Source organism: Streptomyces sp. NRRL F-5755, assembly GCF_001279365.1.
GTDB lineage: Bacteria > Actinomycetota > Actinomycetes > Streptomycetales > Streptomycetaceae > Streptomyces > Streptomyces rimosus.
In genome coordinates, this window is the sequence record NZ_LGCW01000293.1 from 21,910 (window position 1) to 48,230 (window position 26,321).

General features: G+C 71.5%; 28 protein-coding genes, 1 tRNA gene and 1 riboswitch. Of the genes, 9 read left to right on the forward strand and 20 right to left on the reverse strand.

The window, feature by feature from the left end; translation table 11 throughout:
• Nucleotides 1-34 precede the first annotated feature (34 nt).
• Nucleotides 35-355: a DUF3618 domain-containing protein gene (locus ADK86_RS31120; protein WP_003984880.1), complete on the reverse strand. Its 321-nt coding sequence runs from the start codon at nucleotides 353-355 to the stop codon at nucleotides 35-37.
• 198 nt (nucleotides 356-553) lie between these two features.
• On the opposite strand from ADK86_RS31120, the gene bcp reads away from it, so the two are divergent.
• On the forward strand, nucleotides 554-1,021 hold the full coding sequence (gene bcp, locus ADK86_RS31125; RefSeq protein ID WP_003984879.1) for a thioredoxin-dependent thiol peroxidase: 468 nt from the start codon (nucleotides 554-556) through the stop codon (nucleotides 1,019-1,021).
• A 665-nt stretch (nucleotides 1,022-1,686) separates the two neighbouring features.
• On the opposite strand, the gene ADK86_RS31130 is transcribed toward bcp, so the two are convergent.
• On the reverse strand, nucleotides 1,687-3,096 hold the full coding sequence (locus ADK86_RS31130) for a sensor histidine kinase (protein WP_053699600.1): 1,410 nt from the start codon (nucleotides 3,094-3,096) through the stop codon (nucleotides 1,687-1,689).
• Nucleotides 3,096-3,608: a hypothetical protein gene (locus tag ADK86_RS31135; RefSeq protein ID WP_030603701.1), complete on the reverse strand. Its 513-nt coding sequence runs from the start codon at nucleotides 3,606-3,608 to the stop codon at nucleotides 3,096-3,098. Before ADK86_RS31135 ends, ADK86_RS31130 begins: the two co-directional genes overlap by 1 nt.
• A 489-nt stretch (nucleotides 3,609-4,097) precedes the next feature.
• Here ADK86_RS31135 and proP point away from each other — a divergent pair, with 489 nt between their 5' ends.
• The 4 genes from proP (at nucleotide 4,098) to ADK86_RS31155 (ending at nucleotide 7,408) form a co-directional block, all read left to right on the forward strand.
• Nucleotides 4,098-5,636: a glycine betaine/L-proline transporter ProP gene (gene proP / locus ADK86_RS31140; RefSeq protein ID WP_053699601.1), complete on the forward strand. Its 1,539-nt coding sequence runs from the start codon at nucleotides 4,098-4,100 to the stop codon at nucleotides 5,634-5,636.
• Between the two features lie 182 nt (nucleotides 5,637-5,818).
• Nucleotides 5,819-6,457 (forward strand): HNH endonuclease signature motif containing protein, encoded by a 639-nt coding sequence (locus ADK86_RS31145; RefSeq protein WP_053699602.1) that lies wholly within the window; start codon nucleotides 5,819-5,821, stop codon nucleotides 6,455-6,457.
• 26 nt (nucleotides 6,458-6,483) lie between these two features.
• Entirely contained in the window at nucleotides 6,484-7,326 is an 843-nt protein-coding gene (locus ADK86_RS31150; RefSeq protein WP_324611428.1) for an HNH endonuclease signature motif containing protein, read from the forward strand.
• Nucleotides 7,327-7,333: 7 nt separating this feature from the next.
• Nucleotides 7,334-7,408 (forward strand) — tRNA-Leu (locus tag ADK86_RS31155).
• Between the two features lie 109 nt (nucleotides 7,409-7,517).
• On the opposite strand, the gene rdgB is transcribed toward ADK86_RS31155, so the two are convergent.
• From rdgB to ADK86_RS31175, 5 genes are all read right to left on the reverse strand, one after another.
• Complete coding sequence (gene rdgB / locus ADK86_RS31160; RefSeq protein ID WP_053699604.1) at nucleotides 7,518-8,120, reverse strand: RdgB/HAM1 family non-canonical purine NTP pyrophosphatase; 603 nt, start codon at nucleotides 8,118-8,120, stop codon at nucleotides 7,518-7,520.
• A gap of 300 nt (nucleotides 8,121-8,420) precedes the next feature.
• A complete protein-coding gene (locus ADK86_RS31165) occupies nucleotides 8,421-8,831 on the reverse strand; it encodes a hypothetical protein (protein ID WP_053699605.1) in 411 nt (136 codons plus the stop codon).
• A 124-nt stretch (nucleotides 8,832-8,955) separates the two neighbouring features.
• Nucleotides 8,956-9,102, reverse strand: a complete 147-nt coding sequence (locus ADK86_RS42640) for an SCO1431 family membrane protein (RefSeq protein WP_003986020.1) — start codon at nucleotides 9,100-9,102, stop codon at nucleotides 8,956-8,958.
• Between the two features lie 340 nt (nucleotides 9,103-9,442).
• The gene (gene rph, locus ADK86_RS31170) at nucleotides 9,443-10,174 is read right to left on the reverse strand and encodes a ribonuclease PH (RefSeq protein ID WP_053699606.1); all 732 of its coding nucleotides are present in this window, start codon (nucleotides 10,172-10,174) and stop codon (nucleotides 9,443-9,445) included.
• A gap of 236 nt (nucleotides 10,175-10,410) precedes the next feature.
• Nucleotides 10,411-10,644: a glucose PTS transporter subunit EIIB gene (locus tag ADK86_RS31175; protein WP_003986022.1), complete on the reverse strand. Its 234-nt coding sequence runs from the start codon at nucleotides 10,642-10,644 to the stop codon at nucleotides 10,411-10,413.
• Nucleotides 10,645-10,870: 226 nt separating this feature from the next.
• Between ADK86_RS31175 and ADK86_RS31180 the strand changes: the two genes are divergently transcribed.
• Together ADK86_RS31180 and ADK86_RS31185 are read left to right on the forward strand one after the other, a co-directional pair.
• The gene (locus tag ADK86_RS31180; protein ID WP_030602378.1) at nucleotides 10,871-12,181 is read left to right on the forward strand and encodes a PTS transporter subunit EIIC; all 1,311 of its coding nucleotides are present in this window, start codon (nucleotides 10,871-10,873) and stop codon (nucleotides 12,179-12,181) included.
• Between the two features lie 240 nt (nucleotides 12,182-12,421).
• Nucleotides 12,422-13,690 carry a PTS transporter subunit EIIC gene (locus tag ADK86_RS31185; protein ID WP_030602381.1) on the forward strand — a complete coding sequence of 423 codons (1,269 nt, stop codon included), beginning with the start codon at nucleotides 12,422-12,424 and terminating at the stop codon, nucleotides 13,688-13,690.
• Between the two features lie 106 nt (nucleotides 13,691-13,796).
• On the opposite strand, the gene ADK86_RS31190 is transcribed toward ADK86_RS31185, so the two are convergent.
• The 12 genes from ADK86_RS31190 to clpS form a co-directional block, all read right to left on the reverse strand.
• Nucleotides 13,797-14,549: an MBL fold metallo-hydrolase gene (locus tag ADK86_RS31190; protein WP_030602384.1), complete on the reverse strand. Its 753-nt coding sequence runs from the start codon at nucleotides 14,547-14,549 to the stop codon at nucleotides 13,797-13,799.
• A 453-nt stretch (nucleotides 14,550-15,002) separates the two neighbouring features.
• A complete protein-coding gene (locus ADK86_RS31195; RefSeq protein ID WP_030602386.1) occupies nucleotides 15,003-15,953 on the reverse strand; it encodes a PLP-dependent cysteine synthase family protein in 951 nt (316 codons plus the stop codon).
• Nucleotides 15,953-16,258: a MoaD/ThiS family protein gene (locus ADK86_RS31200; RefSeq protein ID WP_003986029.1), complete on the reverse strand. Its 306-nt coding sequence runs from the start codon at nucleotides 16,256-16,258 to the stop codon at nucleotides 15,953-15,955. The genes ADK86_RS31195 and ADK86_RS31200 overlap by 1 nt, the downstream gene beginning before the upstream one ends.
• 156 nt (nucleotides 16,259-16,414) lie before the next feature.
• A complete protein-coding gene (locus ADK86_RS45485) occupies nucleotides 16,415-16,528 on the reverse strand; it encodes a putative leader peptide (RefSeq protein ID WP_312024637.1) in 114 nt (37 codons plus the stop codon).
• A gap of 101 nt (nucleotides 16,529-16,629) precedes the next feature.
• Nucleotides 16,630-17,424: a (2Fe-2S)-binding protein gene (locus ADK86_RS31205; RefSeq protein ID WP_053699607.1), complete on the reverse strand. Its 795-nt coding sequence runs from the start codon at nucleotides 17,422-17,424 to the stop codon at nucleotides 16,630-16,632.
• Nucleotides 17,421-18,260 carry an ABC transporter ATP-binding protein gene (locus tag ADK86_RS31210; RefSeq protein WP_053699608.1) on the reverse strand — a complete coding sequence of 280 codons (840 nt, stop codon included), beginning with the start codon at nucleotides 18,258-18,260 and terminating at the stop codon, nucleotides 17,421-17,423. Before ADK86_RS31210 ends, ADK86_RS31205 begins: the two co-directional genes overlap by 4 nt.
• Nucleotides 18,257-19,303 (reverse strand): FecCD family ABC transporter permease, encoded by a 1,047-nt coding sequence (locus tag ADK86_RS31215; RefSeq protein WP_053699609.1) that lies wholly within the window; start codon nucleotides 19,301-19,303, stop codon nucleotides 18,257-18,259. Before ADK86_RS31215 ends, ADK86_RS31210 begins: the two co-directional genes overlap by 4 nt.
• 5 nt (nucleotides 19,304-19,308) lie before the next feature.
• A complete protein-coding gene (locus ADK86_RS31220; protein WP_053699610.1) occupies nucleotides 19,309-20,304 on the reverse strand; it encodes an ABC transporter substrate-binding protein in 996 nt (331 codons plus the stop codon).
• Nucleotides 20,305-20,362: 58 nt separating this feature from the next.
• Nucleotides 20,363-20,437, reverse strand: a riboswitch (cobalamin riboswitch).
• Nucleotides 20,438-20,529: 92 nt separating this feature from the next.
• Nucleotides 20,530-20,952: a Mov34/MPN/PAD-1 family protein gene (locus ADK86_RS31225; protein ID WP_003986612.1), complete on the reverse strand. Its 423-nt coding sequence runs from the start codon at nucleotides 20,950-20,952 to the stop codon at nucleotides 20,530-20,532.
• Between the two features lie 103 nt (nucleotides 20,953-21,055).
• The gene (locus tag ADK86_RS31230) at nucleotides 21,056-22,531 is read right to left on the reverse strand and encodes an amino acid permease (protein WP_053699611.1); all 1,476 of its coding nucleotides are present in this window, start codon (nucleotides 22,529-22,531) and stop codon (nucleotides 21,056-21,058) included.
• Between the two features lie 497 nt (nucleotides 22,532-23,028).
• Nucleotides 23,029-23,637: a DUF2017 domain-containing protein gene (locus tag ADK86_RS31235; RefSeq protein WP_053699612.1), complete on the reverse strand. Its 609-nt coding sequence runs from the start codon at nucleotides 23,635-23,637 to the stop codon at nucleotides 23,029-23,031.
• Nucleotides 23,637-23,996 carry an ATP-dependent Clp protease adapter ClpS gene (gene clpS / locus ADK86_RS31240; protein WP_234339742.1) on the reverse strand — a complete coding sequence of 120 codons (360 nt, stop codon included), beginning with the start codon at nucleotides 23,994-23,996 and terminating at the stop codon, nucleotides 23,637-23,639. The genes ADK86_RS31235 and clpS overlap by 1 nt, the downstream gene beginning before the upstream one ends.
• 80 nt (nucleotides 23,997-24,076) lie before the next feature.
• Between clpS and ADK86_RS31245 the strand changes: the two genes are divergently transcribed.
• Nucleotides 24,077-25,405, forward strand: a complete 1,329-nt coding sequence (locus ADK86_RS31245; protein WP_053699613.1) for a nicotinate phosphoribosyltransferase — start codon at nucleotides 24,077-24,079, stop codon at nucleotides 25,403-25,405.
• 167 nt (nucleotides 25,406-25,572) lie between these two features.
• Nucleotides 25,573-26,169, forward strand: coding sequence for an isochorismatase family protein (locus tag ADK86_RS31250; RefSeq protein WP_053699614.1), 597 nt, complete (start codon nucleotides 25,573-25,575; stop codon nucleotides 26,167-26,169).
• The last annotated feature ends 152 nt before the right edge of the window (nucleotides 26,170-26,321 follow it).

Below are 26,321 nucleotides of genomic sequence, written 5' to 3' on the forward strand. Positions count from 1 at the left end.
CCAGGCCCCTCAGGAGCGGCGAGGCCCAGGCCCCTTAGGAGCGGCGGCGCTTCGAGCCCACCACCAGGAGCCCGACGACGGCCACACCGATCATCGCCAGCGGCACCACGCGCTCCAGGCGGGGCGCGCCGTCCTCCGACACGAGCTGGGCGCGGATGTCCGAGACGGCGCGGTTGGCGGCCACGTAGGCCCGCCCCGCCGTACGGTCCACGGCCGCCGCCGTCTTCGCCTTGGCGTCCCCCATGATCGTCTTCGGGTGCAGCCGCACGCCGATCTCGTCCAGCGTCACAGCGAGCTCCTGCCGCCTGCGGACGATGTCCTTCTCGATCTGCGCAGGGGTCCTGGCCTCCGACACCGCGCTGCCTCCGGTCGTCTCGATCCGTCTTCCGTGCGCACAGTCTGTCAGCCCACCGGCCCCGGCGCCCCACAGCACCCCCTTTTCGGGCGGCTCAGTAATCTCGGGACGTAGCCAAAACGGGGGCGCGACCCGCTCGCGCACCCGGCCCCGTACGCGATCACCGCGTGCCGCCCCACCCACGCCCCAAGGAGAGCCATGAGCGAGCGACTGCAGCCCGGCGACACCGCCCCCGCCTTCACCCTCCCCGACGCGGACGGCAAGCAGGTCTCGCTCGCCGACCACAAGGGCCGCAAGGTCATCGTCTACTTCTACCCGGCCGCGCTGACCCCCGGCTGCACCAAGCAGGCCTGCGACTTCACCGACAACCTCGACTTCCTGGCCGGCCACGGCTACGACGTCATCGGCATCTCCCCCGACAAGCCGGAGAAGCTCGCGAAGTTCCGCGAGAAGGAGGAACTGTCGGTCACGCTGCTCGGCGACCCCGAGAAGAAGGTCCTGGAGGCGTACGGCGCCTACGGCGAGAAGAAGCTGTACGGCAAGGTCGTGACCGGCGTCATCCGCTCCACCGTGATCGTCGACGAGGAGGGCAAGGTAGAGCGCGCCCTGTACAACGTGAAGGCCACCGGCCACGTCGCCAAGATCATCAAGGATCTGGGGCTGTAGGGGGCGCGTTGGGCCGGACGGGGGAACGGGGGCGGGCGGGGGGCTGGGCGGGCCCGTTGGTCCGGGGATCGGCTGCTCCGGTGGGTGGTCCGCCCCGGCGGTACGGGGCTCGGCCCCGTCCGGCGGCTGGTCCGCTCGGCCCGGCGCCCGGCCACCCCGGCGCTCGGCCCCTCCGGCGGTGGTCCGCCCCGTCGGTCCGGGACTCGGCCGCTCCCTCGGGTGGTCCGCCCCGTCGGTCCGGGACTCGGCCGCTCCGGCGACTGGTCCGCTCGGCCCCGCGCTTGACCGCTCCGGCGGCTGAACCGCCCCATCAGCCCCGCGCCCGGCCGCTCCGGCGACTGAACCGCCCCATCGACCCGGCCCCGGCCGCTCCCCTCGGCCCGGCGCCCAGTCGAGCCCCCGGCGTCTGACCGCCGCCGGCCTCACCCGGCCCGTCCTCGGCCCGGCGCCCGGCCCAGTCCCCGGCGCCTGACCGGGCACCGGCCCCACCCGACCGGCCGAGGGCCTGGCACCTGACCGCCCCGGGCCCACAGCACCTGACCGCCCCACCGGCCCGACGTCCGGGGCCGGCACCCGGCCGGCCCGCACGGCCGCCGGCGTTCCTCCACACCCGACCGCCGCCGAACCCTCGCCCTACGAAGCCGTCACCGCCCCCGGCCCCCCACCTACGAAGCCGTCACCGCCCCCCGATCCCCCACCGGCTCAACCTCCACATCCGCCCCCACCGGCTCCGGCAGCTCCAATACCGCTTCCGCCCCGCCGCCCTCGGCCGCGCCGAAGATCAGCCGGCCGCCCAGCACCTCCGCCTGACCGGCTGCGATCGTCAGTCCCAGGCCGTGGCCGGTGCCGCGTTCGGGTGCCGCCGTACGGAACCGGCGCGGCCCCTCGGCGCACAGCTCCGGCGGATAGCCGGGGCCGTGGTCGCGTACGACGATCCGGGTGCCCTCGACCCGTACCTCCACCGGCGGCCTGCCGTGCTTGGCCGCGTTCGCCAGCAGGTTCACCAGCACCCGTTCCACCCGGCGCCGGTCGGTCTCCACCACCCGCGCCGGGCCTGCCACGACGATTCCGACGTCCGTGATGCCGCGCACCCGCTCCGCCCGGCCCACGATGCCGCGCACCAGCGACGGCAGGTCCACCGCGTCCAGCTGTGCCGACTCCACGCCCGCGTCCAGCCGGGAGACCTCCAGCAGGTCCTCGACCAGGTTGCGCATGGTCTGCGCCCGGTCCCGTACCAGCTCGACGGCGCGCTCGTGCGGCAGCAGTTCGGCCGCCGCGACCAGCCCGGCCACCGGCGTACGCAGCTCGTGCGCCACGTCCGCGGTGAACTTGCGCTCCGCCTCCACCCGCGCCGCCAGCGACGTCGCCATGTGGTGCACCGAACGGCCGAGTTCGGCCACCTCGTCCCGGCCGGACGCCGCCAGCGCCTCGGCGTCCGGCGGCTCGCCCGCCGCGATCCGGCGCGCCGCCGCCGCGCTGTGCCGCAGCCGCCGGGACAGCCGCTGCGAGACGAACCACGACACGCCGGCCATCAGCACCACCGTGCCGATGCCCGCGATCAGCAGCGCCCGGCCCAGCGCCTCCTGGGCCGGGTCGTTGTCCGGGAACGCCGCCGACACCGACAGCGTCCGCGGCTGCGCGCCGGCCCTGCCGGACCCGGAATCACCGGTACCGGGATTGCCGCTCCCGGAATCGCCGGTCCCCGAGCCACCGGTACCGGAATCGCCGGTGCCGGAATCGCTCCCGGAACGGCCCTCCGCGACCCCGCCGCCCACGCCGGTCGCCGCCCACACCCGCGGGTCCTCGCCCTGGCTCCGGTACGTACCGGACTTGCCCGCGAGGACCGCGGCGCGCAGCGGTGCCGGCAGCGTCGCGTCGTCCAGCTGGGCGCCCAGCGCCAGCGTGCCGTCCCGCTCGTAGATCTGCAGCGCCGAACTGAGCCGGTCGTCCTGATAGGAGCGCGCCGACCGCTCCCGCTCCGCGTCCGCGATGTGGTGCACCGCGAACCCCAGCACCACCACCGCCAGCGCCGTCACACACGAAATGGCCAGGGCGATCCGGCCTCGGATGCCCATCACGCGAGGTTGTACATCTCCGTCGAGTCACCGAGTGGCGTCGAGCCCTCGTACGTGACCTCCAGCCCCGTGAACGCCCGCGCGCCGTCCACCGTCTTCGCCCCGTACAGCCGGAACGTCGCCGGGAACCCGGCGTCCGTGCCCGCCCCCGCGGCGGCCTTCTCGACCTGCACCACGCCCTTGCCCTCGGCCTCCGCCGCGCCGTACCGCTCCCAGACGATGCCGGTCGCCACCATGGCGGCGTCCGCGCACGTCAGCGTGATGACCTTCGGCTTGATCTCCGGCTCGCCGAAGCCGCAGTCGCGCACCCCCGGCAGCCCGCCGGTCGCCTTCGCCGCGCCCTTCACGTCCCGCACCGCGGACGTCTTCGGCGCCGCGTCCACCGCCGACGCGCGGTCCGCCGCCTGGCTGAACCACACGCCGGCCGCCGCCAGTGCGGTGACCGCGACGAAGGTCGCCAGGGCGGTGCGGCCGCTGAACCGGCGGGCGCCTTCGCGGTCGCGGTCGGTCATGAGCTTCTCCTTCCGGGGCGGCGGCCCCGTGCCGGCGCAGATCGGGCCACCACGCCCGAACGCGTCACGCGCGCGCGGAACGAGGGGCACATACGCGAGGTATTCGCGAAGCGAACGGTTCGGAGCATAAGGGCGGTTTCGATACCCGCAACTTTCCCCTCCCCGCCACACAGGCTGATTGCCCGGACGCTGCGGTGACCACTCGGCTTTGTACCAGTCCTGTAACAGCGGCCGTCGCACCCCTGGTGAGAACCAGCCCGAAACCGGGAGAAACCGCTGCTCCGGACGGCGCATGTCACGTGACGTACATCGCGTTGTGGGGTCAGAGTGGTTTGAGCCGCGCTCCAGTGCGCAGGCGCACCTGTCGTACGACCACCTTCGGGTGATCACGGCGACCGCCGACGGCCGAGCCGGCCAAGAGGCCGCCCACGACAGCTGCGACCCCCTGCCGCGCATCGAGCGCGCTGACCGACCGAGAGGACTCGACTCGTGCCGACCGGCAGCACCGAAGCCGAACCCGCGACCGACCGGGACCCGGAGGCGTTCAAACGCCACAGAAACCTCTTCCGGGCCGTCGCCCGCCGTCGCAACCCCCGGCTGCGGCGCACCGACATCACGGTGACCGACGAGCGCGTCGTCAAACGCGCCGTGAAGGCCGCCGCGCTCGGAAACGCCATGGAATGGTTCGACTTCGGCATCTACAGCTACCTCGCGGTCACCATCGGCAAGGTGTTCTTCCCGGGCGGCAGCGACACGGTCAGCCTGCTGTCCTCGTTCGCCACCTTCGCCGTCGCCTTCCTCGTGCGTCCCATCGGCGGCGCGTTCTTCGGGCCGCTCGGCGACCGTATCGGCCGCAAGAAGGTCCTCGCGCTCACCATGATCATGATGGCCGCCGGCACCCTGTGCATCGGCCTGATTCCTTCCTACGCCACCATCGGCCTGTGGTCCCCGATCCTCCTGATCATCTTCCGTATGATCCAGGGCTTCTCCACCGGCGGTGAGTACGGCGGCGCCTCGACGTTCATCGCCGAGTACGCGCCCGACAAGAAGCGCGGCTTCTTCGGCAGCTTCCTGGAGATGGGCACCCTGGCCGGCTACACCGGCGCCGCCGGCCTGGTCCTGATCCTCAACACCACGCTCGGCAGCGAGACCATGCACGACTGGGGCTGGCGCATCCCGTTCCTGGTCGCCGGACCGCTCGGCCTGGTCGGTCTCTACCTGCGGATGAAGCTCGACGAGACCCCCGCCTTCCAGAAGCTGGAAGCCGCCCAGACCCACAACGGCGAAGCGACCGTCACCGAGACAGAGTCCGAGTTCTCCCACCTCTCCGAGAACGCCCCCAAGAAGAAGCTCAGCGAGATCTTCGCGCAGCAGTGGCCCATGCTGATCCTGTGCATCGCCCTCGTCGGCGCGTACAACATCTGCCACTACATGCTGCTGTCCTACATGCCGACCTACCTGACCGACACCCTCCACTACGACGAGGCGCACGGTCTGCTGATCGTCATCGGCACCATGGTCGTCCTGATGTGCATCATCAGCTCCGTCGGCAAGCTCAACGACCGCTTCGGCCGCAAGCCCCTGCTCATGACCGGCATGCTGGGCTTCTTTCTCCTCTCCGCGCCCGCGTTCCTGCTGGTCAAGGCGGGCAGCCTGGCCGCGATCATCCCCGGCATGCTGATCCTGGGCCTCTGCCTGGTCTGCCTCCTGGGCACCATGTCCGCCGCCCTGCCCGCCCTCTTCCCCACCAGCGTCCGCTACGGCTCCCTGTCCATCGGCTACAACCTCGCCGTCTCCCTCTTCGGCGGCACCACCCCCCTGGTCATCACCGCCCTCATGGACGCCGCCGACGGCAACGACATGATCCCCGCCTACTACGCGATGGGCGCCGCCCTCATCGGCGCCATCGCCGTGGCCTGCATGAAGGAAACCGCCCAACAGCCCCTGGAGGGCTCCCCGCCCGCCGTCGCCACCAAGGAGGAAGCGGTGGAGATCGTCACGGCGCAGTCGCCGGATCCTCGGTTCTGAGGGGGCTCGGCGTCCGGCCCTGAGCGGTCGGGTTCGCGGCACGGCGGCCTCTCGTCCACGGCGGGCGAGGGGCCGCCGTCGATTTGTTGGGCCGTTCGGCGTAACCGGACAGGGAGGTGGTCGTTGAAGTGTTCGAGGGCGCTACTCACGCCCGAGAAGCGTTACCGGGGGAAGCGGGGGCCATGGGGACGAAATACACCCGCGAGCTGCTCATCGAGGCCGCGCTCGCTTCGACGTCGTACGAGGAAGCCGCTCGCCACTGCGGAAGCGCCCCCACGCGGAGCGTCCGGTACTACATCAGTCGCCGGATGGCCGAAGAGCGCATCGACACCGCGCACTTCATGTCCGGGGCCGTCCGCCATTCCGAAACCGCGCTCCGCGAGGCGGTGGCCCTGTCCCACAGCACCGCCGAGGTCGTACGCCGTCTCGGCATCCACCCCGTCGGCGGCAACCAGGCCCATATCGCCCGCCGGATCGCCGAACTGGGCCTGGACACGACCCACTTCACCACCGCGCGCCCCAGACGGCCGCAACGCCCGATCGCCGACCGGCTGGTCCTGGGATCGCCGTCCGAGGGGCGGCTGCCCGGCGACCGGCTGCGCAGAGCTCTGCTGCGGCAGGGAATACGGGAACAGTGCGCGATGTGCGGCACGGGCCCGGTGTGGAACGGCAAGCCCCTGCGCCTGGAGGTCGATCACCGCAATGGCGACTGGTGGGACAACCGCCCCGCCAACCTGCGCCTCTTGTGCCCCAACTGCCACGCCGTCACGGACACCTACCGCGGCCGCAAACGGCGCGCTCCGCACGGGCGCCTGCCATGACGGCCCGTCGGCGGTACACCCGCGGCGTGCTCGCCCGCACGGCCGCGGCGTCCACCGGCCCGGTGGACATGCTCCGCCGCCTGGGCACGCCTCCGGGCAGCGGCACGCTCCGCTACCTGCGCCGCCGCCTGACGCACTACGGCATCGACACCACGCACTTCGTCCTGGAAGAGCTGCCCCGGCGACCACCGCAGACGTACACCAGGGAGCGCCTGGAGGAAGCCGCCGCACAAGCGCGAAGCATCCGGGACGTTCTGGATCACCTGGGCGTCGCGCCGTACGACAGCGCCTACAGCCACATCCGCAGGAAGCTGACGCGCTTCGGCATCAGCACGGCGCATTTCACCGGGCGCGGAGCCCGCGGGGAGCTGTTGCCGCGCGACGAACTCATCGCCGCCGTGGCCGGTTCGAGAAGCCGGGCCGCAACACTCCGGCTGCTCGGTCGTCCCGTCACCACCTCCTCCCGGCGGCTCCTGGACCGGAGCATCACGGCCTACGGCCTGTCGACCGCGCACTTCACCGGGCAGGCCCACGGTCGCGGCCATCCCTCCCCGGCCCGCAGACCTGCCGACGACGTCCTTCGGCACCACCCACCGGGCTCCCGCCGGACGAAGACGTCCCTGCTGCGCCGCGCCCTGGACGACAAGGCGGTGCCACGGCAGTGCGGCGCATGTGGCCTCGGCGAATCCTGGCAGGGCAGGCGGCTGGTCCTGGAGATCGACCACATCGACGGAAACCGGCTCGACGACCGCATCGGCAACCTGCGCTATCTGTGTCCTTCCTGCCACAGCCAGACCCGCACGTTCGGACGGCGGACCGCCCGAACCCAAGATCCCCTGACGGCCGCGCAACCGGGCACAGTACAGTAGGCGCCGCGGGCCCGTACCCCAGCTGGCCAGAGGGCGCCGGTTTAGGTCCGGTGTGTCGTGGGTTCGAGTCCCACCGGGCCCACCCAGCATGAAGCAGCGGTGTCTCCTTCCGCGGAAGGAGACACCGCTGCTTCATGTATACGGCCACTGGCCGGGCGAGCCGCCGGGCCTCGTGCGACCGCTCGCCCCACTCAGCCCAACAACTCCCGCACCACCGGCACCAGCCCCCGGAACGCCTTGCCGCGGTGGCTGATGGCGTTCTTCTCGTCGGCGGTGAGTTCGGCGCAGGTGCGGGTGTCGCCGAGGGGCTGGAGGATCGGGTCGTAGCCGAAGCCGCCGGTGCCGGCGGGGGTGTGGCGGAGGGTGCCTTCGAGGCGGCCCTCGACGACGCGTTCCGTGCCGTCGGGCAGGGCGAGCGCCGCGGCGCACGCGAAGTGCGCCGCGCGGTGGCCGTCGGCGATGTCGGAGAGCTGGGCGAGGAGCAGGTCGAGGTTGGCCCGGTCGTCGCCGTGCCGGCCCGCCCAGCGGGCCGAGAAGATACCGGGCGCGCCGCCCAGGACGTCGACGCACAGCCCGGAGTCGTCGGCGACGGCCGGGTGGCCGGTGGCCCGGGCGAGGGCGTGGGCCTTCAGGAGGGCGTTCTCGGCGAAGGTGACACCGGTTTCCTTGACGTCGGGAACGTCCGGGTAGGCGTCGGCGCCGACCAGTTCGACGTCGAGGTCGGCGGCGTCGAGGATGGCGCGGAGTTCGGTGACTTTGCCGGCGTTGCGGGTGGCGAGGATCAGGCGCTTCATAGGCCCCGATTATCCAGGCACGCGGATCTCGATGCTTGTGCGGGCGGGCGGGTCCTGGGGCTTATCCAGGCATGCCGGCGGGCGGGTCCGGGTGCCTATCCAGGCGTGCGGGTCCCGGCACCTATCCAGGCGTGCAGGTCGCGATGCTCATGCAGGCATGCGGGTCCTGGGGCCCATGTAGGCGTGCGGGTCCTGACGTCCGTCCCGGCGCGCAGTTCCCCACGCCCGCCCCTCCGCGCAGATCCCACGCCCGCCCCTCCGCGCAGGTCCGACGCTCATCCCCCCACCGAGGTCCGACGCCTACCCCGGCGTGCACGTCTTCGTGAGCGACGCGGCCGCGTCCTTCAGTCCGTCCAGGTCGGGGACCTTGCCGTCGCGTACCGCGTCGTCGGCCTTGTCCAGGGCCTTGGTCAGGTCGGTGAGGGCCTTTTGGACGTCCGGGTCGTCCGTGGACTTCTGGATCTTGCCGAGGTCCTTGTTCAGGCGGTCGACGGCGCGCTGGGCGTCCTGTGGGCTTTCGGCCGCGTTGCTCAGGTCCTGCCTGAGCTGGTCCAGGTCGTTGGCGAAGGTTGTGGCGATCTTGGCGCAGCCGACGGCCTTCTCGACCGTTCCGCAGGCGGTGAGCAGGGACGCCGCCAGCGCGGCGGTGGCCAGTGCGACGGCGGTGGTCGTCGTGGAGCGGCGGAATGCGGTACGGCGGCGTACGGCCATGGAACGGTCCTCCCCTGGTGTGCCGAGCGCGGGTGGTGCGTCGGTACCAGGGATAACGCCGCCGCGCGCGATTTGGTTGACAGGGGCGCGGCGAGAAGTGGAGGCGGGGCGGGTGCCCCGGCCGTCAGACCAGGCCGGTCTGGGTCAGCAGCATGGCCAGGACGACGACGAGCGTCCAGCCGACGATGTGCTCCAGCAGGTTGGAGTCGTCCTTGGGGCCGCCGGTGCGGGTCCGGGCCCCGGTGGTGGCGGTGGCAGCGGAAGTGGTCATGCGTCCACGGTGCGCGGGCGGTCGCCGTATTTCCAGAGACGCAGATCCCACGAGGGAAAGGTCACAGGGCGGGCGCCGCCGCCTCGCCCAGCGGCGCGCCGGCCCACCGCAGCGGGGGCCGGCGCGTCAAGAGGGGCGGTGGCCACCCGTACGGACCCAACCCCGTACGGGCCGAGCGCGCGGCCCGTACGAGCGGCATCCCGCACGAGCCGTACGCACCCGCCCGTACGAACGGAGCCGCGCCCGGACCGCACACCCGCCCGTACAAACAAACCCCACGCGGACCGCGCACCCGCCCGTACAAACAACCCCCGCACGGGCCATACGCCCCGCCCACCCCTCACAACGTGCGGGCAAGGGCCTCGCGCTGGGCGGTGTCCAGGCCGGCGCAGCCGGAGACGGCCAGGTCGAGGAGGGCGTTGAGTTCGTCGCGGGCGAAGGGCTCGGCCTCGGCGGTGCCCTGGACCTCGACGAAGCGGCCGTCGCCGGTGCAGACGACGTTCATGTCGGTCTCGGCGCGCACGTCCTCCTCGTAGCAGAGGTCGAGCATCGGTACGCCGCCGACAATGCCGACGCTGACGGCGGAGACGGTGCCGATGAGCGGCTGCCGGCCTGCCTTGATCGTCTTCTTGGTCTGCGCCCAGGTGATGGCGTCGGCGAGCGCCACGTACGCGCCGGTGATGGCGGCGGTGCGGGTGCCGCCGTCGGCCTGGAGGACGTCACAGTCCAGGACGACGGTGTTCTCGCCGAGCGCCTTGAAGTCGATGACGGCGCGCAGCGAGCGGCCGATGAGGCGGGAGATCTCGTGGGTACGGCCGCCGATCTTGCCGCGGACGGATTCGCGGTCGCCGCGGGTGTTGGTGGAGCGCGGCAGCATCGCGTACTCGGCGGTGACCCAGCCCTCGCCGCTGCCCTTGCGCCAGCGCGGGACGCCCTCGGTGAGGGAGGCGGTGCAGAAGACCTTGGTGTCGCCGAAGGAGATCAGTACGGAGCCTTCGGCGTGCTTGCTCCAGCCGCGTTCCAGGGTGACGGGGCGGAGCTGGTCGGGGGTGCGGCCGTCGATACGAGACATGGCTCCGACCCTATCGGCTCCGTAGAGGGGGTGGTTCCGGTTCGGCCGGGATCGTCTGCGGGCCGCTCGCCACCGCGCGACCGCGTCACACGCCACGGTCTCGCGTTACGGCTCTCACGCGCCACGTGCCGCACGCGCAACGGGTCGAGCGTCAAGGTCCGTACATACGCCGAGGCCCCGGCCCATCGCCACCGCGGCGCGGACCGGGAGCCCCGGACGGAGAGCGCTTCAGCGGCTCACATCATGTCTTCGATCTCGGCGGCGATCGGGTCCGCGTCGGTGCCGATGACGACCTGGATGGCGGTGCCCATCTTCACGACGCCGTGCGCGCCGGCGGCCTTCAGCGCGGCCTCGTCGACCAGCGAGGGGTCGGCGACCTCGGTGCGGAGGCGGGTGATGCAGCCCTCGACCTCCTCGATGTTGTCGAGTCCGCCGAGCCCGGCGACGATCTTCTCAGCCTTGCTGGCCATGTCCACTCCTGCTTGTCTCGGCCACCGGCGGCGGTGCCGCTCGATGATCACACGGTAACGCACATTCAGCCCAGTTACCCGGGCGCATGTCCGCCGTCTGGCGAAAGATGGCGACCACCCGGCAGCGCTTTCCGGGGGCCCGAAACGCACCACAAATGGTCTACACCACAAGTATGCGGCACGTACCGAGCCGGCCCGCTGCGGGCCGGGGGCCGAAAGGACGCGGATGAGCTCGAACGCGGCGGCGGCACCGAGGAAGAAGCGGTCGACGGGCCTTTTCCAGGGGCTGCAGAAGATGGGGCGCAGCCTCCAGCTCCCCATCGCGGTCCTGCCCGCCGCGGGCATCCTCAACCGGCTCGGCCAGCCGGACGTCTTCGGCGCGGACGGCCTGGGCTGGCAGGACGTGGCGAAGGTGTTCGCGGGCGCGGGCGGCGCGCTGCTGGACTCCTCGCTGGGCCTGCCGCTGCTGTTCTGCGTCGGTGTGGCGATCGGCATGGCGAAGAAGGCGGACGGTTCGACAGCGCTGGCCGCGGTGGTGGGCTTCCTCGTCTACTACTCGGTGCTGCACCAGTTCCCGCAGGACTGCGCGGCGGGCTCCGCGTACGCGTCGGCCGGGCAGTGGAGCGGTGTGTGCGTGGGCGGCGACGGCAAGGCGACGCCGGCGAACTTCCAGAACCCGGGGGTTTTCGGCGGCATCGTGATGGGCTTCTTCGCCGCCTGGATCTGGCAGCGCTACCACCGGGTGAAGCTGGTGGACTGGCTGGGCTTCTTCAACGGGCGCCGGCTGGTGCCGATCGTCATGGCGTTCGTCGGGCTGGCCTTCGCCGCGCTGTGCCTGTGGGTCTGGCCGCCCATCGGCGACGCGCTGACCAGCTTCAGCAAGTGGCTGACGGATCTGGGCGCCACCGGTTCGGGCATCTTCGGCGTCGCCAACCGGGCGCTGCTGGTGATCGGGATGCACCAGTTCCTCAATACGTTCATGTGGTTCCAGTTCGGTGATTTCACCAAGCCGGACGGTACGCAGGTGCACGGTGACATCAACCGGTTCCTGGCGGGCGACCCGACGGCCGGGCAGTTCACCACCGGCTTCTTCCCGATCATGATGTTCGCGCTGCCGGCCGCGGCGCTGGCGATCACCCACTGCGCCAAGCCGCACCGCCGCAAGGAGATCGGCGGCCTGATGCTGTCGGTGGGCCTGACCTCCTTCGTCACCGGCGTGACCGAGCCGATCGAGTACTCGTTCCTGTTCATCGCGCCGGTGCTGTACGCGCTGCACGCGGTGCTGACCGGTGTCTCGATGGCGGTGAGCTGGGCGCTGGGCGTCAAGGACGGTTTCAGTTTCTCGGCCGGTCTGATCGACTACGTGATCAACTGGGGACTGGCCACCAAACCGTGGATGATCATTCCGATCGGGCTGTGCTTCGCGGTGGTCTATTACGTGCTCTTCCGCTTCGTGATCACCAAGTTCGACCTGCACACTCCGGGCCGTGAACCGGAAGAGGTGGAAGAGGAGCTGGAGCAGCAGAATCTGAAGTAGGCGGAGCGGGCGGGAGCCCGGGCCCGCCGGTGTGCGGACGGGCCCGTACGGCCCTGTCCGGACGGCCCTCAAGTCGATGGACTTGAGGGCCGCTTGGTCTGTGATCTAAACGTTGAGGAAGAACGGATTCCTTTATGTGTGGGCGACATGCTAAGAATGGTCTAAACCACTGAGTGGTGTAGACCAAGCCTGCGGGCCACCCCCCATTCTCCGAGGGCCCGCCTCCCCAGGAGGAATCCGATGAGTTCGGCCACCGCTACGGCGGCTCCCGACAAGAAGCGCCGTGGCTCCGGCGCCATGGCCGTCGCCCAGCGCATCGGCCGCAGCCTGATGCTGCCGATCGCGACGCTGCCCGCCGCGGCGCTCATGGTCCGGCTCGGCCAGGCGGACATGCTCGGCAAGGAGTCGTTCCCCGCGTTTCTGAACAAGATCGCGGAGTTCATGGCCGCCGGTGGCGGTGCGCTCCTGGACAACATGCCGCTGCTGTTCGCCGTCGGTATCGCCATCGGCTTCGCCAAGAAGGCGGACGGCTCGACCGGTCTGGCGGCCGTCGTCGGCTACCTGGTCTTCAGCAAGGTGCTGGCGACCTTCGGCGACGACAGCCTCCCGAAGATCGCCAAGGTGGTCGACGGGAAGATAGTCCAGGAGGCCGCGCCCGCCGACGCCAAGGTGCTCGGCGGCGTGGTGATGGGCATCGTGGTGGCCCTGATCTACCAGCGCTACAGCCGCAAGAAGCTGCCGGACTGGCTCGGCTTCTTCAGCGGCCGCCGCCTGGTCCCGATCCTGTCGTCCTTCGCGGGCCTGGTCATCGGCATCGTCTTCGGCTACATCTGGCCGGTCCTCGGCACCGGTCTGCACAGCTTCGGTGAGTGGCTGGTCGGCTCCGGCGCGGTCGGCGCGGGCATCTTCGGCGTCGCCAACCGCGGTCTGATCGCGGTCGGCATGCACCACCTGCTGAACTCCTTCCCCTGGTTCCAGGCCGGCGACTACCACGGCAAGCACGGTGACATCGCCCGCTTCCTGGAGGGCGACCCGAGCGCCGGCCAGTTCATGACCGGCTTCTTCCCGATCATGATGTTCGCGCTGCCCGCCGCCTGCCTGGCGATCGTGCACTGCGCCCGCCCCGAGCGCCGCAAGGTCGTCGGCGGCATGATGTTCTCGCTCGCGCTCACCGCCTTCGTCACCGGTGTGACCGAGCCCATCGAGTTCACGTTCATGTTCATCGCCCCGGTGCTGTACGCGATCCACGCCGTACTGACCGGTGTCTCGATGGCGCTGACCTGGGCGCTGGGCATGAAGGACGGCTTCGGCTTCTCGGCCGGCGCGATCGACTACGTGCTGAACCTGGGCATCGCGACCAAGCCGTGGATGCTGGCGCTGGTGGGCCTGTGCTTCGCCGCCCTGTACTACGTGATCTTCCGGTTCGCGATCATCAAGTTCAACCTCAAGACGCCGGGCCGCGAGACCGACGAGGAACTCGCCGAGCTGCAGAAGGCCGAGGGCAAGTAGGCACCGGCCGACGCCCCAGAGCGCCCCGGGCGACGAAGGCCCCCGCGACCACACTGGTCGCGGGGGCCTTTCGCATGTCGCCGGCCGGCGGCTCCGGGGCCCCGGCTCAGATCTCGTAGACCGCCCCCGCCTTGGCGACCTCGACCGGGCCCTCGAAGACCTCCTGCGCGTCCCGCAGGTTGATGCCCGGATCGGTCCACGGCGGGATGTGGGTCAGGACCAGCCGTCCCGCGCGGGCGCGCGCGGCGTGCGCGCCCGCCTCGCGCCCGTTGAGGTGCAGGTCCGGGATGTCCTCCTTGCCGTGCGTGAAGGACGCCTCGCACAGGAAGAAGTCGGTGCCGTCGGCGAGGCCGTCCAGGGCGTCGCAGACCCCGGTGTCGCCGGAGTACGTCAGTGACTTGCCGTCGTGCTCGATACGGAAGCCGAACGCCTCGACGGGGTGGCTGACCAGGTCGGCGCGGACGGTGAAGGGGCCGACGGTGAACGTGCCCGGGGTCAGCGTGCGGAAGTCGAAGACCTCGCTCATCGCCTGGTCGGTCGGCAGGTCGGCGTGCGCGGCGGTCAGCCGCCGCTCGGTGCCGGCCGGCCCGTACACGGGCATCGGCGCGCACCGGCCGCCGTCCGGCCGGTAGTAGCGCACGACGAAGTAGCCGCACAGGTCGATGCAGTGATCGGCGTGCAGGTGCGACAGGAGGACGGCGTCGAGGTCGTAGAGACCGCAGTGGCGCTGCAGCTCGCCCAGGGCGCCGTTGCCCATGTCGATCAGCAGCCTGAAGCCGTCGGCCTCCAGGAGATAGCTCGAACAGGCCGATTCCGTGGAAGGGAACGACCCCGAGCAACCGACGACAGTGAGCTTCATGCGGGCGTGAACCTCCGTGGCTGGGGGCGGAGCGGCGGGTCCATGCGGGGCTTCGGCGGGGGCGTGCACGGTCCCTGCCGGCCTCGCCCGGCGAGCGTCCATGCCGGGTCCGAGCGGTCATTGCGGTGCCCACGAGGGTAAGGCGCGAAAGGGCCGGTGGCTCCTCCGGCGGGGCGAGCTGTGGGCGGAATCACCAGTCCGGGTGGGTGTGTACAGGACCGGGTTCCCCTCCTGTGGTTCCCCGGTGCGGTACGCCTACACGACGGCGCCGGACGCCGGGTACGGCCCCGCCGGGCGCCCGGCCCCTGGGCGGACGGGCGCGGAGCGGGGCGCCCGGGGGTGGTGGGGCGCGCGCTTTTGGCCAAGAGCGCGGAGCGTACGCCGGTACGCGCGCCGGGAGCCGTACAACAAAGAGGCCCGGTCCCGCAGGACCGGACCCTTGGCCTCAGCGCGTCACGCCCAGAGCTGCCCGTGCAGCGTCTCGATGGCCGCCTCGGTGGACTCGGCGGTGTAGACGCCGGTGGAGAGGTACTTCCAGCCGCCGTCGGCGACGACGAAGGCGATGTCGGCGGGCTGTCCGGCCTTGACCGCCTTCTTGGCCACACCGATCGCCGCGTGCAGGGCGGCGCCCGTCGAGACGCCCGCGAAGATGCCCTCCTCGGCGAGGAGTTCGCGGGTGCGGCGCACGGCGTCCTCGGAGCCGACGGAGAACCGGGTGGTGAGCACCGACTCGTCGTACAGCTCGGGCACGAAGCCCTCGTCGAGGTTGCGCAGCCCGTAGACCACGTCGTCGTAGCGCGGCTCGGCAGCGACGATCTGGACGCCGGGGACGTGCTCGCGCAGGTAGCGGCCGACGCCCATGAGCGTGCCGGTGGTGCCCAGGCCCGCCACGAAGTGGGTGATGGACGGCAGGTCGGCGAGGATCTCCGGGCCGGTGGTGGCGTAGTGGGCGCCGGCGTTGTCGGGGTTGCCGTACTGGTAGAGCATCACCCAGTCGGGGTGCTCGGCGGCCAGCTCCTTGGCGACCCGTACGGCGGTGTTGGAGCCGCCCGCCGCGGGCGAGGAGATGATCTCGGCACCCCACATGGCGAGCAGTTCGCGCCGCTCGGAGGAGGTGTTCTCCGGCATGACGCAGACGATCCGGTAGCCCTTGAGCTTGGCCGCCATCGCCAGCGAGATGCCGGTGTTGCCCGAGGTGGGCTCCAGGATCGTGCAGCCGGGCGTGAGCCGGCCGTCCTTCTCCGCCTGCTCGATCATGTGGAGCGCGGGGCGGTCCTTGACCGAGCCGGTCGGGTTGCGGTCCTCCAGCTTGGCCCAGATGCGGACGTCGGCGGAGGGCGACAGCCGCGGCAGGCGGACCAGCGGGGTGTTGCCGACCGCCGCCAGCGGGGAGTCGTACCGCATCAGCGCTGGTCCCGGGGGCCGTCGGACATGCCCGAGCCGCCGGCCACGGCCGGGAGGATGGTGACGCTGTCGCCGTCGCTGAGCTTGGTGGAGATGCCCTCCAGGAAGCGCACGTCCTCGTCGTTGAGGTAGACGTTCACGAAGCGGCGCAGCTGGCCGCCGTCGACGAGGCGCTCACGGATGCCGTTGTGGCGGCTCTCCAGGTCGGCGAAGAGGTCGGCGAGGGTGTCCCCACTGCCCTCGACGGCCTTCTGGCCGTCGGTGTAGGTGCGGAGGATGGTCGGGATACGGACCTCGATGGCCATGAGAGCTCCTGTGGGAGGGCGGGACGTGCGGGATGGGCTTGCGCGCGGCGCAGGCGCGGGCGTGCGTCGCGGATGGCGCTGTGCGGGAGAGCGCGGGTGGGCGCGCGCAGGCGTGCTGCGCGCCGCGGCCGCCGCGCGGCCGGGGGTCCGGCGGCGTCAGGCGGCAGCGCGCTTCGGACAGATGGCGCTGGCGAGGCGGCACAGGTCGACGTGCAGCCGCGCCACAAGCAACATGCCCGGCGTCTTCTCGCTCACGTCGTGGAAAACCATGCGGTCATCGTATCGATTCCCGGTCCGGCGACTGGAACCTCGTCTTGCGATCCGGACGGTTGCCGCCTGCCTGGTGGGACGCGGAGCGGCCGGAGTACGGCTCAGGAGCGCCCCTCGTACGCCGCGATACGGTCGTCCCTGCTGGTCAGGCAGCAGCTGGCGCAGCGTACGGCTTCGGCGCTCGTGTAGAAGAGGCAGCAGGTCCTGCGGAGGTACACCAGACGCCGGGTGCCGTCGGGGCGCGTGACGGTGACCACATCGCCCAGCGCGGCGAGCCCGCCGGGAGCACCGTCCAGGAAGGCGGCCCAGTGGCGGGCCAGCAGGTCCGGGTCGGCGCGGGAGGCGCCGAGGGCGGTCGCGCAGCCGTGGGCCACTCCCCCGCGCAGCTGCCGCAGCCCGGCCCGGGTGCGCTCCCGCAGGGCGTCGGCCAGGGGAAACAAGTGCTGGGTGAGGACGGCGTGTTGGACCGTTGCCGCGCTCCCGGCGTCCGCCGGGGCATCCGGAACGCCCGGCCCGTCCAGCATGCGGAACGCGCGCAGCCGTACCTCCGCGATGCCGTGCCCGGGGTCCGGCCGCAGCCACACGTTTCCGGGCCGTACGTCCAGGACGCGCCCGGTCAGCGCCCAGTGCAGCACGGCCGCCGCCGTGACCCGGCCCGCGTAGACCGCGATCAGGGTGAGGGCGGCGGCGTGCGCGGTGCGGTGACCGCTGCCGCGGTGCTCGGTGTCCAGCAGGTGGGACAGTTCCGGGCCGTACGGGTCGAGCAGGCGGTCGGCGGCGAGCCAGCCGGGCGCGCCGGGCGGCGGGGCGCCGACCCCGAGGCGGTAGCGGGGACCGTGCGCGGCGAGTGCGGCGAGCGGGCCGTCGTGGGCGGTCGCCGCCTCGTACGCGCTCATCCCCGTACCGCCTCGGCAGCGTCCGCCCCCGGCGGCAGGTACACCACCGTCGGCGCCCCCGTCAACGGATGCACGCTGACCTCCGCCGCCACTCCGTACACGTCGGCCAGCAGCGCGGGCGTGAGGATCTCGTGCGGCGTGCCGTGGGCGACGACGCAGCCCGCGCGCAGCACGTACAGGCGGTCGCAGTAGTACGCGGCGAGGTTGAGGTCGTGCAGCGCGAGCAGGGCGCTGGTGCCGAGGCCGGTCACGAGGGCGAGGATGTCGAGCTGGTAGCGGATGTCGAGGTGGTTGGTCGGCTCGTCGAGGACGAGCAGCGACGGCTGCTGTACGAGGGCCCGCGCGACCAGGACGCGCTGCCGCTCGCCGCCGGAGAGCGCGGCGAAGGAACGGTCGTGCAGCGCCGCGGCGCCCACCCGGGCCAGCGCCTCGTCGGTGAGCGCGGCGTCGGCCGCCGAGTCGGTCTCCCAGAAGCGCTTGTGCGGGGAGCGGCCCATCGCGACGATCTCGCGCACGGTCAGGTCGAACGCGGCCCCGCCGTCCTGCGGGACGGTGGCGATGCGCCGGGCCCGCTCCTTGGCGGAGAACCCGGCCAGGTCCCGCCCGTCGAGAGTGATCCGGCCGTGGGTGGGGGCGAGGGTGCCGTAGACGCAGCGCAGCAGGGTGGTCTTGCCGCTGCCGTTGGGCCCGACGAGTCCCACCGTCTCGCCGGGCGCGACGTGGAGGTCGGCGCCGTCGACCAGGTGGCGGCCGTCGATGCCGTACGACAGGCCCTCGGCCCGCAGTTCGGCGGGGGCCGGGGCGGGCGCGCCGGTCTCCATGGTCCGGCCGTTCATCCGGTGATCCCTTCCGTACGCGTCGTGCGGCGCAGCAGCCACAGGAAGAACGGTCCGCCGGCCAGCGCCGTGACCACGCCGACGGGGATCTCCTGGGAGCCCGCGACCGTACGGGCCAGCAGGTCGGCGAGGACGACGAAGGCCGCGCCCGCCAGCGCCGCGACCGGCAGCAGGGCGCGGTGCGAGGCGCCGACGAGCATCCGTACGGCGTGCGGCACCATCAGGCCGACGAAGCCGATCGAGCCGCTGGCCGCCACGAGCACGCCGGTGACCAGCGACGCGAGGACGAAGACGGCGGCGCGGAAGCGGCCGGTGTCCAGGCCGAGGGCGGTGGCGCCCTCCTCCCCCACCAGCAGCAGGTCCAGCGGCCGGGCGAGGGTGAGCAGCAGCGCGAGCCCGGCGAGCAGCACGGCGGCGGGCAGCCACAGCGTGTTCCAGCGGGCCTGGCCGAGGCCGCCGAGCGTCCACAACATGATCGCCCGCAGATGCTCGGCCTCAGCCGCGGTGACCAGGACGAGGCTGGTGAGCGCGGACAGGATGTACTGCACCGCGACGCCCGCCAGCACCAGCCGCCCGGTGGTCATGGTGCCGCCGCGCCGGGCCATCGCGTACACCGCGACCAGCGCGGCGAGCGAGCCCGCGAAGGCGCCCAGCGGCATCGAGACGGTGGTGGCCACGCCGCCGCCGACGCCCAGGACGACGACCATGACGGCGCCGGTCGAGGCCCCCGAGGAGGCGCCGAGCAGGAACGGGTCGGCGAGCGGGTTGCGGACCAGGGCCTGGAGGACGGTGCCGATGACGGCCAGCCCCGCGCCGACGACGGCGCCGAGCAGCACGCGCGGCAGCCGGACGTCGAGCACGATCGTCGGGTACGGGCCGGGCGGCGCGTCCCCGGTCAGGATGCGCAGCACGTCACCGGGCGGAATGGTGACGGAGCCGAGGACGAGGCCGGCCAGGCCCGCCGCGAGCAGGGCGGCGAGCAGGACGGTCAGGACGAGGGGGTAGCGCAGGCGGCGCGGCGGTGCCGCGGTCTCGCAGGTCACCGGGGCTACTTGAAGGAGTCCGGGTGCAGCTGCGCGGCCAGCGACCGGACCGCGTCCGGTACGCGTACGCCGAGCACCGCGCTGGACAGCGGCAGCACCGCGAACCGCTTGTTCTTCACGGCCGGTACGTCCTGGAGCGCCGGGTCGTCCAGCAGCCGCTTCTTCTTCGCCTCGACGGTGGTGCCGCCGTAGTCGTAGATCACGATGATCTCGGGCTTGCGCTCGACGATCTGCTCCCAGGACACATCGGTGAAGGTCCGGCGCTGGTCGGCGAAGACGTTGCGGCCGCCGGCGAGGGTGATGATCTCGTTGCCGATGCCCTTGCCGCCCGCGGTGTGCACGGCGGTGTCGCCGCTGTCGTAGACGAAGACGGACGCCGGGGCGACGCCCCTGAGCTTCACCTTGGTGGCGTCGATCGTCGTCTCGGCCTTCTTGACCAGGGCCTCGGCCCGGTCGCGTACGCCGAAGGTCGCGCCGACCTCGCGGATCTCCTGGGCGAGCTGCTGCACGCCGGTCTTGCCCTGGGCGCAGTACTCGATGTTCAGGCGGGTCTTGATACCGGACTTCTCCAGGGCCGCCCGCTCGCGCCCCTCCGCCTTGTCGAAGGCGCTGGCGTACCCGCCGTAGACGAAGTCGGGGTTGGCGCCGAGCAGCGTCTCGTAGGAGGGGTACTTCTCGGCGAGTACCTTGACGCTCTTGTAGTCCTTCTCGTACCGCGGCAGCACCTTGTCGTCGAGGTAGGCGGTGCCCGCGAGCCGGTCCTTGAGGCCGAGGGCAAGCATGATCTCGGTGGTGTGCTGGTTCATGGTCACCGCGCGCCGGGGCGGTGCCTGGAAGGTGGTGCGTACGCCGCAGTTGGTGACGGTGTACGGGAAGCCGGCCGCCTTGGTCCCGGCCCCGCCGGACGCCTTGCCGTCGTCGCCGCCGCTGCCGCAGGCGGCGAGCGGCAGCAGGAGCGCCGCCGAGATGAGCGCGCGCAGGGCGCGATGGGACCTGGACATGGCCGTGCCTCCTCCGGGGGATCCGCGTCCCCTGGTCGGTGTGCTGAGGGCGGCAGGTCAGTTCCTGGCTTCCGGGCCGCTCGGCGGCCCGGTCACAGTGGCGGGACCGTCCCGGATTCGCACCGGGTTCCTGGGTCCTGCCGCCCGAGGTGATGCGGCACAGTGTGTCAGGTGCGCGGACGGCGCCCGCCGCCGCGGTGGTCCGTACGGCCCGGCGCCCGGCGGTCAGTACGCGTCGACGACCTCGACGTCTTCCTCCGTGACCACGCCGTCCACGATCCGGAACGAGCGGAACTGGAAGGGCCCCGCGTCGTCGGTGTCGGCCGTGGAGACCAGGACGTAGTGCGCGCCGGGCTCGTTCGCGTAGGAGATGTCCGTACGGGACGGGTACGCCTCGGTCGCGGTGTGCGAGTGGTAGATGATCACCGGTTCCTCGTCCCGGTCGTCCAGCTCGCGGTAGAGCTTGAGCAGGTCCTGGGAGTCGAACTCGTAGAAGGTGGGCGAGCGGGCGGCGTTGAGCATCGGGATGAACCGCTCGGGGCGTCCGCTGCCGGCCGGGCCCGCGACCATGCCGCACGCTTCGTCCGGGTGGTCCTTGCGGGCGTGGTCCACGATCTGGTCGTACAGGGCCTTGGTAAGGGTCAGCATGGGGCCAAGAATAAGCAGGCGGGCCGACCCGTACCGGAGGTTGGTACGGATCGGCCCGCATGCTGGACAGTTGCTCAACAGCCCGTACGGGGACGGGCCGCCCTCAGCCCTTCTCGCCGCCCTTCGCGGCCGCATCCGCCCCCACAGCGGTAGCGGCCGGCTTGGCGAACGACTCCGGGTTGCGCGCCTTGAGCACCAGGTAGCTGACGCCCAGGACCAGCGCCCAGAACGGTGCCGCGTACAGCGAGACGCGGGCGTCCGGGTCCACGCCCATCATCACGATGACCATGCCGATGAAGGCCAGCGCGAAGACCGAGGTGTACGGGGAGCCGGGCGCCTTGAACTCCGACTGCGGCAGCTCGCCGCGGTTGGCCTTGGCGCGGTAGCGCAGCTGGGACAGCAGGATCATGATCCAGGCCCACATACCGGAGATCGTCGCGAAGGAGACCACCAGGTCGAACGCCTTGCCCGGCCACTGGTAGTTGATCCACACGCCGGCCAGCATCATCGCGACGGAGATGCCGGTGCCCCAGGTGGGCAGGCCGTTCTTGCTCAGGCGGGTGAACAGCTTCGGGCCCTGTCCGTTGAGCGCGAGGTCGCGCAGCATCCGGCCGGTGGAGTACATGCCGGAGTTGGCCGAGGACAGCGCCGCGGTCAGTACGACGAAGTTGACGATGGCCGCGCCGGCCGGCAGGCCGATCTGCTGGAAGGCCGCGACGAACGGGCTCACGCCCGGCTTGAAGACGGTCCAGCTGACGACGGACAGGATGATGATCAGCGCGCCGATGTAGAAGAGGCCGATGCGCCACGGCACGGTGTTGATCGCCTTGGGCAGGACCTTCTTCGGGTCGGTGGCCTCGCCCGCGGTGACGCCGACGAGTTCGACCGCCAGGAAGGCGAACATCACGATCTGGAGGGTCATCAGCGTGCCGCCGATGCCCTTCGGGAAGAATCCGCCGTCCGACCACAGAAGCGTGAAGGAAGCGGTGTCGCCGGCGTCGGAGAAACCGAGGGTGATCACACCGAGACCGATGAGGATCATGCCGATGATCGCGGTGACCTTGACCATCGAGAACCAGAACTCCAGCTCACCGAAGAGCTTCACGGAGATCAGATTGATTCCGAACAGGGCGACCGTGAAGACCAGGGCGGACGCCCATTGGGGTATTCCCTTGTTCCAGTACTGGACATAGGTGGCCGCGGCGGTCACTTCGGTGATGCCGGTGACCACCCAGAACAGCCAGTATGTCCAGCCGGTCACGAAGCCCATGAACGGACCGAGGAATTCGCGGGCGTATTCCGAGAAGGAGCCCGACACCGGGCGGTACATGAGCAGCTCGCCCAGGGCCCGCATGATGCAGAAGATGACCAGGCCCACGATGGCGTAGGCCAGGATGATGCTGGGTCCTGCCTTGGAGATCGCCTTGCCCGCCCCGAGGAACAGGCCGGTTCCGATGGCGCCACCAATGGCGATCATCTGGATCTGCCGGTTTCCCAGCCCCCGCTGGTAACCCTCTTCGGAAGCAGACCCCGCGGCATCGCTGCCGCCGACTTTCTTTTCGACCTGCACAGAGGTCATGAGTGGTGCGCCCTTCTCCATTCCGACCCGGTCTGTCCGGATCGGGTTCCGATCCCCCCGGATGGAGTTCCTGCACGCCGACGGTCGGTCGGCCAAGCGCTCCCGGAGCAACAGGGGTGGCGTCACTCACGGCAGGTCGTGAACATCTATCACGGCCTCGCACACCTCTACCAGTGATGCCGCGAAGCCGAGCACAAGAAAAGTAGGATAAATGCTGGAATGGCCTGGTGGGTAGTCAGGGCCGGTGACGCGATCGTTATCCGGATTTGAGCGTCCGTTGAGCGGAGTCCCGGCCGGTCCGCTCCGCACGGCGCGCGCCACGGCCGCGAAACGGCCCGGATGCCAGGCGCGGGGCGGGTCGCACGCCGGAGGCGGCACCCGGTGACGGCCCGGCCGAGGGCACCGGCCCGCCCGGGCGAGCGCCCCGGGCCACCCCGCCGGGAGCGACGAAAATCACCGGCCGGTAGGGGCCGCTCGTACGCCCCGCCCCGTACCCCTCAAGCCGTCAACGTCTCGATCAAGCTCTCCTGGAGGCCGCCCAGCCACAGGTACGCCATCACCATCGGCTTGCGCGGGTCGCTGTCCGGCAGGCGCAGCAGCTCGCCGCTCTCGTCCTCGTCGGTGACCTCCAGGCGGGTGCCGATGGCCAGCCGGAGGTCGTTCAGGGCCCCCAGCCACTGCCGCGACTCGTCCGGCTTCAGACGCAGTACGGCACCGTCCACGGCGCCGTCCTCGCCGCCGCCGACGGGTCCGAGCGAGTCCAGGGCCCGTACGACGGCGAGCGCGTCCTCGCGCTTGCGGGCGCGCAGATCGTTTTCCGTATAGCGGCGGAACTCGGCGGCGGCGGCGTGCGTGGCGTCGTCCGGCACCTCGTCCGGGCCACCGTAGGCGTTCGGGAAGAGCCGGGCCAGCGCCGGGTCGGAGGGCGGCTCGCTGGGGCCGTCCGTGAACAGCGCGGCGAGCGGGTCCGCGCCCTCGGGCGCCTCCTCGCCCGGTCCGATCAGCTCCATGAGCTGGACGGCGAGGCTGCGCAGGATGGAGATCTCGACCTCGTCGAGGGGGGCGGCCGCACCGCCGCCGGGCAGGGGTTCGAAGTGTCCGGCCATCAGCGGTCCTGGGTGAGGGTCGCCCACAGGCCGTAGCCGTGCATCGCTTGCACGTCGCGCTCCATTTCCTCGCGGGTGCCGCTGGAGACCACCGCCCGCCCCTTGTGGTGAACGTCGAGCATGAGCTGCTTGGCCTTGCCCTTCGAGTAGCCGAAGTACGTCTCGAAAACGTACGCCACGTAGCTCATGAGGTTGACGGGGTCGTTGTGGACCACCGTGACCCAGGGCACGTCCGGGTCCGGCACCTCGGAAGGTGCCTCGCTGGACTCCGGGCGTTCGATCTCCACGGGGGCGCTGAGCGCGCAGCGCGTCGATCGAAGGGCGATGGTGGCAGACGGGTCGGCGCTCACGGTCTCCATGCTGCCACCCGTGGTGGGGCATCGCACAAACGGCCCGGGGAAATCGTCAAAGTGACGAGTATGGGAGGTAGCATCTCACCATGAACACAGCAGACCTGGGGCTGCCGGTGGCCGTGCCGTCGACTGCGCTCTTCACCGACCAGTACGAACTCACCATGCTGCAGGCCGCGCTGCGGTCCGGGACCGCCGATCGCCGCTCGGTCTTCGAGGTCTTCACCCGGCGCCTGCCCGAAGGCCGCCGCTACGGAGTCGTCGCCGGAACCGGCCGGGTCCTGGACGCGGTGGAGAACTTCCACTTCGACGAAACGATCCTCGGCTTCCTGCGCGAACGCGGCATCCTCGACGCGCGCACGCTGGACTGGCTGGCCGACTACCGCTTCCGCGGCGACATCTGGGGCTACCCGGAGGGCGAGGTCTACTTCCCCGGCTCGCCGATCATGCGGGTCGAGGGCACCTTCGCCGAAGCGGTCCTCCTGGAGACGGTGATCCTCTCCATCCTCAACCACGACTCCGCGGTGGCCGCCGCCGCGTCCCGCATGGCGGTGGCCGCCGGCGACCGGCCGCTGATCGAGATGGGCGCCCGCCGCACCCACGAGCTGGCGGCCGTCGCCGCCGCCCGTTCGGCCTACGTGGGCGGCTTCCACTCCACGTCCGACCTGGCGGCCGGCTTCCGCTACAACATCCCGACCGTCGGCACCAGCGCCCACTCCTTCACCCTGCTGCACGACAGCGAGCGGGACGCGTTCCAGGCGCAGGTCGACTCCCTCGGCAACGGCACCACGCTGCTCGTCGACACCTTCGACGTCGCCGAGGCGGTCCGCACCGCCGTGGAGGTGGCAGGGCCCGGCCTCGGCGCCGTACGCATCGACTCCGGCGACCTGCTGCTGCTCGCCCACCGGGTCCGCCAGCAGCTGGACGAGCTGGGCGCCCGCGACACGAAGATCGTCGTGACCAGCGACCTGGACGAGTACGCCATCGCCTCGCTCGCGGCGGCACCGGTCGACGCGTACGGCGTGGGCACCCAGCTGGTCACCGGCAGCGGCCACCCCACCGCCTCCATGGTCTACAAGCTCGTCGCCCGCGCCGACAGCGACGCGCCGGACGCCCCGCTGCGGCCGGTCGCGAAGAAGTCCATGGGCGGCAAGGCGTCGCTCGGCGGCCGCAAGTGGGCCGCGCGCCGCCTGGACGAACACGGCGTCGCCGAAGCGGAGGTCGTCGGCACCGGCCCGGTACCACCGGAACTCGCCGACCGCCTGCTGCCGGTGCCGCTGGTCCGCGGCGGCGAGGTCGTCGCGCGTGAGCCGCTGGACGCGGTGCGGGAGCGGCATATTGCGGCGCGGGGCGGGTTGCCGATGTCTGCGATGCAGTTGTCCCGGGGGGAGGCGGTGTTGCCGACCGAGGCGGTGTAGCCGGTGCCCGCTGACGCGGGCGGTAGGCCGAAAACCTGTCCCCGGGGCGGGCGGGGCTGCCCGTGCGTGCTCCCGGTGCCCACTCCCCCTGGGCACGGAGAGTGGCTACCCTCGGTCACACCTGCTCCGCGCCCCCTCCCTCCCCTCCCAGCCGGAAGGCTCGCACCATGCACCGGGCATTGATCGTCGTAGACGTGCAGAACGATTTCTGCGAGGGCGGCAGCCTCGCCGTGGCAGGAGGTGCGGATGTGGCCGCCGCCATCACCGACCTGGTGGGGCAGGCGGCGGGCAGCGGCTACCGGCACGTCGTTGCGACCCGCGACCACCACGTCGAACCCGGCGACCACTTCTCCGTCCGCCCGGATTACGAGACGTCCTGGCCCCCGCACTGCGTCGCCGGCACGGAAGGCAGCAGCTTCCACCCGAACTTCGCGCCGGCGCTCGCGTCCGGGGCGGTGGACGCGGTCTTTTCCAAAGGCTCGCACGCTGCCGCTTACAGCGGCTTCGAAGGCGAAGACGAGAACGGCCGCCCCCTGGCGGAGTGGCTGCATGGTCACGGGGTGACCGAGGTGGACGTGGTCGGGCTGGCCACGGATCACTGCGTGCGGGCCACGGCGCTGGATGCGGTGCGGGAGGGGTTCCGTACGCGAGTACTGCTCGACCTTACGGCCGGGGTGGCGGCGGCAACGACGGAAGCGGCGCTGGAGCGGATGCGGGCAGCCGGCGTCGAGCTGACCGGGAAGCCGGTGGTTATCACTGCGTGAGGGGTTTGCCCGTGGGGGTGCGGTTGCCCCGGTGGGGGTGCGCCTTGACGCTCGGGGTTCGGTGGGTGGGGGCTCGGGGCCCCGCAGGGGTCTCTCCTCGTTGCCTGGAGCGGCCGAAATGTATGGACGCGACCGGGGCTTCGGTCGCCTGC

What these genes read in the sequence shown, in the direction of transcription:
- ADK86_RS31130 (WP_053699600.1), bottom strand. Translation starts at nt 3,096, where the DNA reads ATGGGCATCCGAGGCCGGATCGCCCTGGCCATTTCGTGTGTGACGGCG.
- bcp (WP_003984879.1), top strand. Translation starts at nt 554, where the DNA reads ATGAGCGAGCGACTGCAGCCCGGCGACACCGCCCCCGCCTTCACCCTC.
- ADK86_RS31175 (WP_003986022.1), bottom strand. Translation starts at nt 10,644, where the DNA reads ATGGCCAGCAAGGCTGAGAAGATCGTCGCCGGGCTCGGCGGACTCGAC.
- ADK86_RS31225 (WP_003986612.1), bottom strand. Translation starts at nt 20,952, where the DNA reads ATGCTGACCCTTACCAAGGCCCTGTACGACCAGATCGTGGACCACGCC.
- ADK86_RS31220 (WP_053699610.1), bottom strand. Translation starts at nt 20,304, where the DNA reads ATGTCCAGGTCCCATCGCGCCCTGCGCGCGCTCATCTCGGCGGCGCTC.
- ADK86_RS31210 (WP_053699608.1), bottom strand. Translation starts at nt 18,260, where the DNA reads ATGAACGGCCGGACCATGGAGACCGGCGCGCCCGCCCCGGCCCCCGCC.
- ADK86_RS42640 (WP_003986020.1), bottom strand. Translation starts at nt 9,102, where the DNA reads ATGACCACTTCCGCTGCCACCGCCACCACCGGGGCCCGGACCCGCACC.
- ADK86_RS31135 (WP_030603701.1), bottom strand. Translation starts at nt 3,608, where the DNA reads ATGACCGACCGCGACCGCGAAGGCGCCCGCCGGTTCAGCGGCCGCACC.
- ADK86_RS31230 (WP_053699611.1), bottom strand. Translation starts at nt 22,531, where the DNA reads ATGACCTCTGTGCAGGTCGAAAAGAAAGTCGGCGGCAGCGATGCCGCG.
- ADK86_RS45485 (WP_312024637.1), bottom strand. Translation starts at nt 16,528, where the DNA reads ATGGTTTTCCACGACGTGAGCGAGAAGACGCCGGGCATGTTGCTTGTG.
- rdgB (WP_053699604.1), bottom strand. Translation starts at nt 8,120, where the DNA reads ATGAAGCGCCTGATCCTCGCCACCCGCAACGCCGGCAAAGTCACCGAA.
- ADK86_RS31245 (WP_053699613.1), top strand. Translation starts at nt 24,077, where the DNA reads ATGAACACAGCAGACCTGGGGCTGCCGGTGGCCGTGCCGTCGACTGCG.
- clpS (WP_234339742.1), bottom strand. Translation starts at nt 23,996, where the DNA reads ATGGAGACCGTGAGCGCCGACCCGTCTGCCACCATCGCCCTTCGATCG.
- ADK86_RS31145 (WP_053699602.1), top strand. Translation starts at nt 5,819, where the DNA reads ATGGGGACGAAATACACCCGCGAGCTGCTCATCGAGGCCGCGCTCGCT.
- ADK86_RS31200 (WP_003986029.1), bottom strand. Translation starts at nt 16,258, where the DNA reads ATGGCCATCGAGGTCCGTATCCCGACCATCCTCCGCACCTACACCGAC.
- ADK86_RS31185 (WP_030602381.1), top strand. Translation starts at nt 12,422, where the DNA reads ATGAGTTCGGCCACCGCTACGGCGGCTCCCGACAAGAAGCGCCGTGGC.
- ADK86_RS31180 (WP_030602378.1), top strand. Translation starts at nt 10,871, where the DNA reads ATGAGCTCGAACGCGGCGGCGGCACCGAGGAAGAAGCGGTCGACGGGC.
- ADK86_RS31235 (WP_053699612.1), bottom strand. Translation starts at nt 23,637, where the DNA reads ATGGCCGGACACTTCGAACCCCTGCCCGGCGGCGGTGCGGCCGCCCCC.
- ADK86_RS31195 (WP_030602386.1), bottom strand. Translation starts at nt 15,953, where the DNA reads ATGCGGTACGACTCCCCGCTGGCGGCGGTCGGCAACACCCCGCTGGTC.
- ADK86_RS31205 (WP_053699607.1), bottom strand. Translation starts at nt 17,424, where the DNA reads ATGAGCGCGTACGAGGCGGCGACCGCCCACGACGGCCCGCTCGCCGCA.
- ADK86_RS31250 (WP_053699614.1), top strand. Translation starts at nt 25,573, where the DNA reads ATGCACCGGGCATTGATCGTCGTAGACGTGCAGAACGATTTCTGCGAG.
- ADK86_RS31190 (WP_030602384.1), bottom strand. Translation starts at nt 14,549, where the DNA reads ATGAAGCTCACTGTCGTCGGTTGCTCGGGGTCGTTCCCTTCCACGGAA.
- rph (WP_053699606.1), bottom strand. Translation starts at nt 10,174, where the DNA reads ATGTCTCGTATCGACGGCCGCACCCCCGACCAGCTCCGCCCCGTCACC.
- ADK86_RS31165 (WP_053699605.1), bottom strand. Translation starts at nt 8,831, where the DNA reads ATGGCCGTACGCCGCCGTACCGCATTCCGCCGCTCCACGACGACCACC.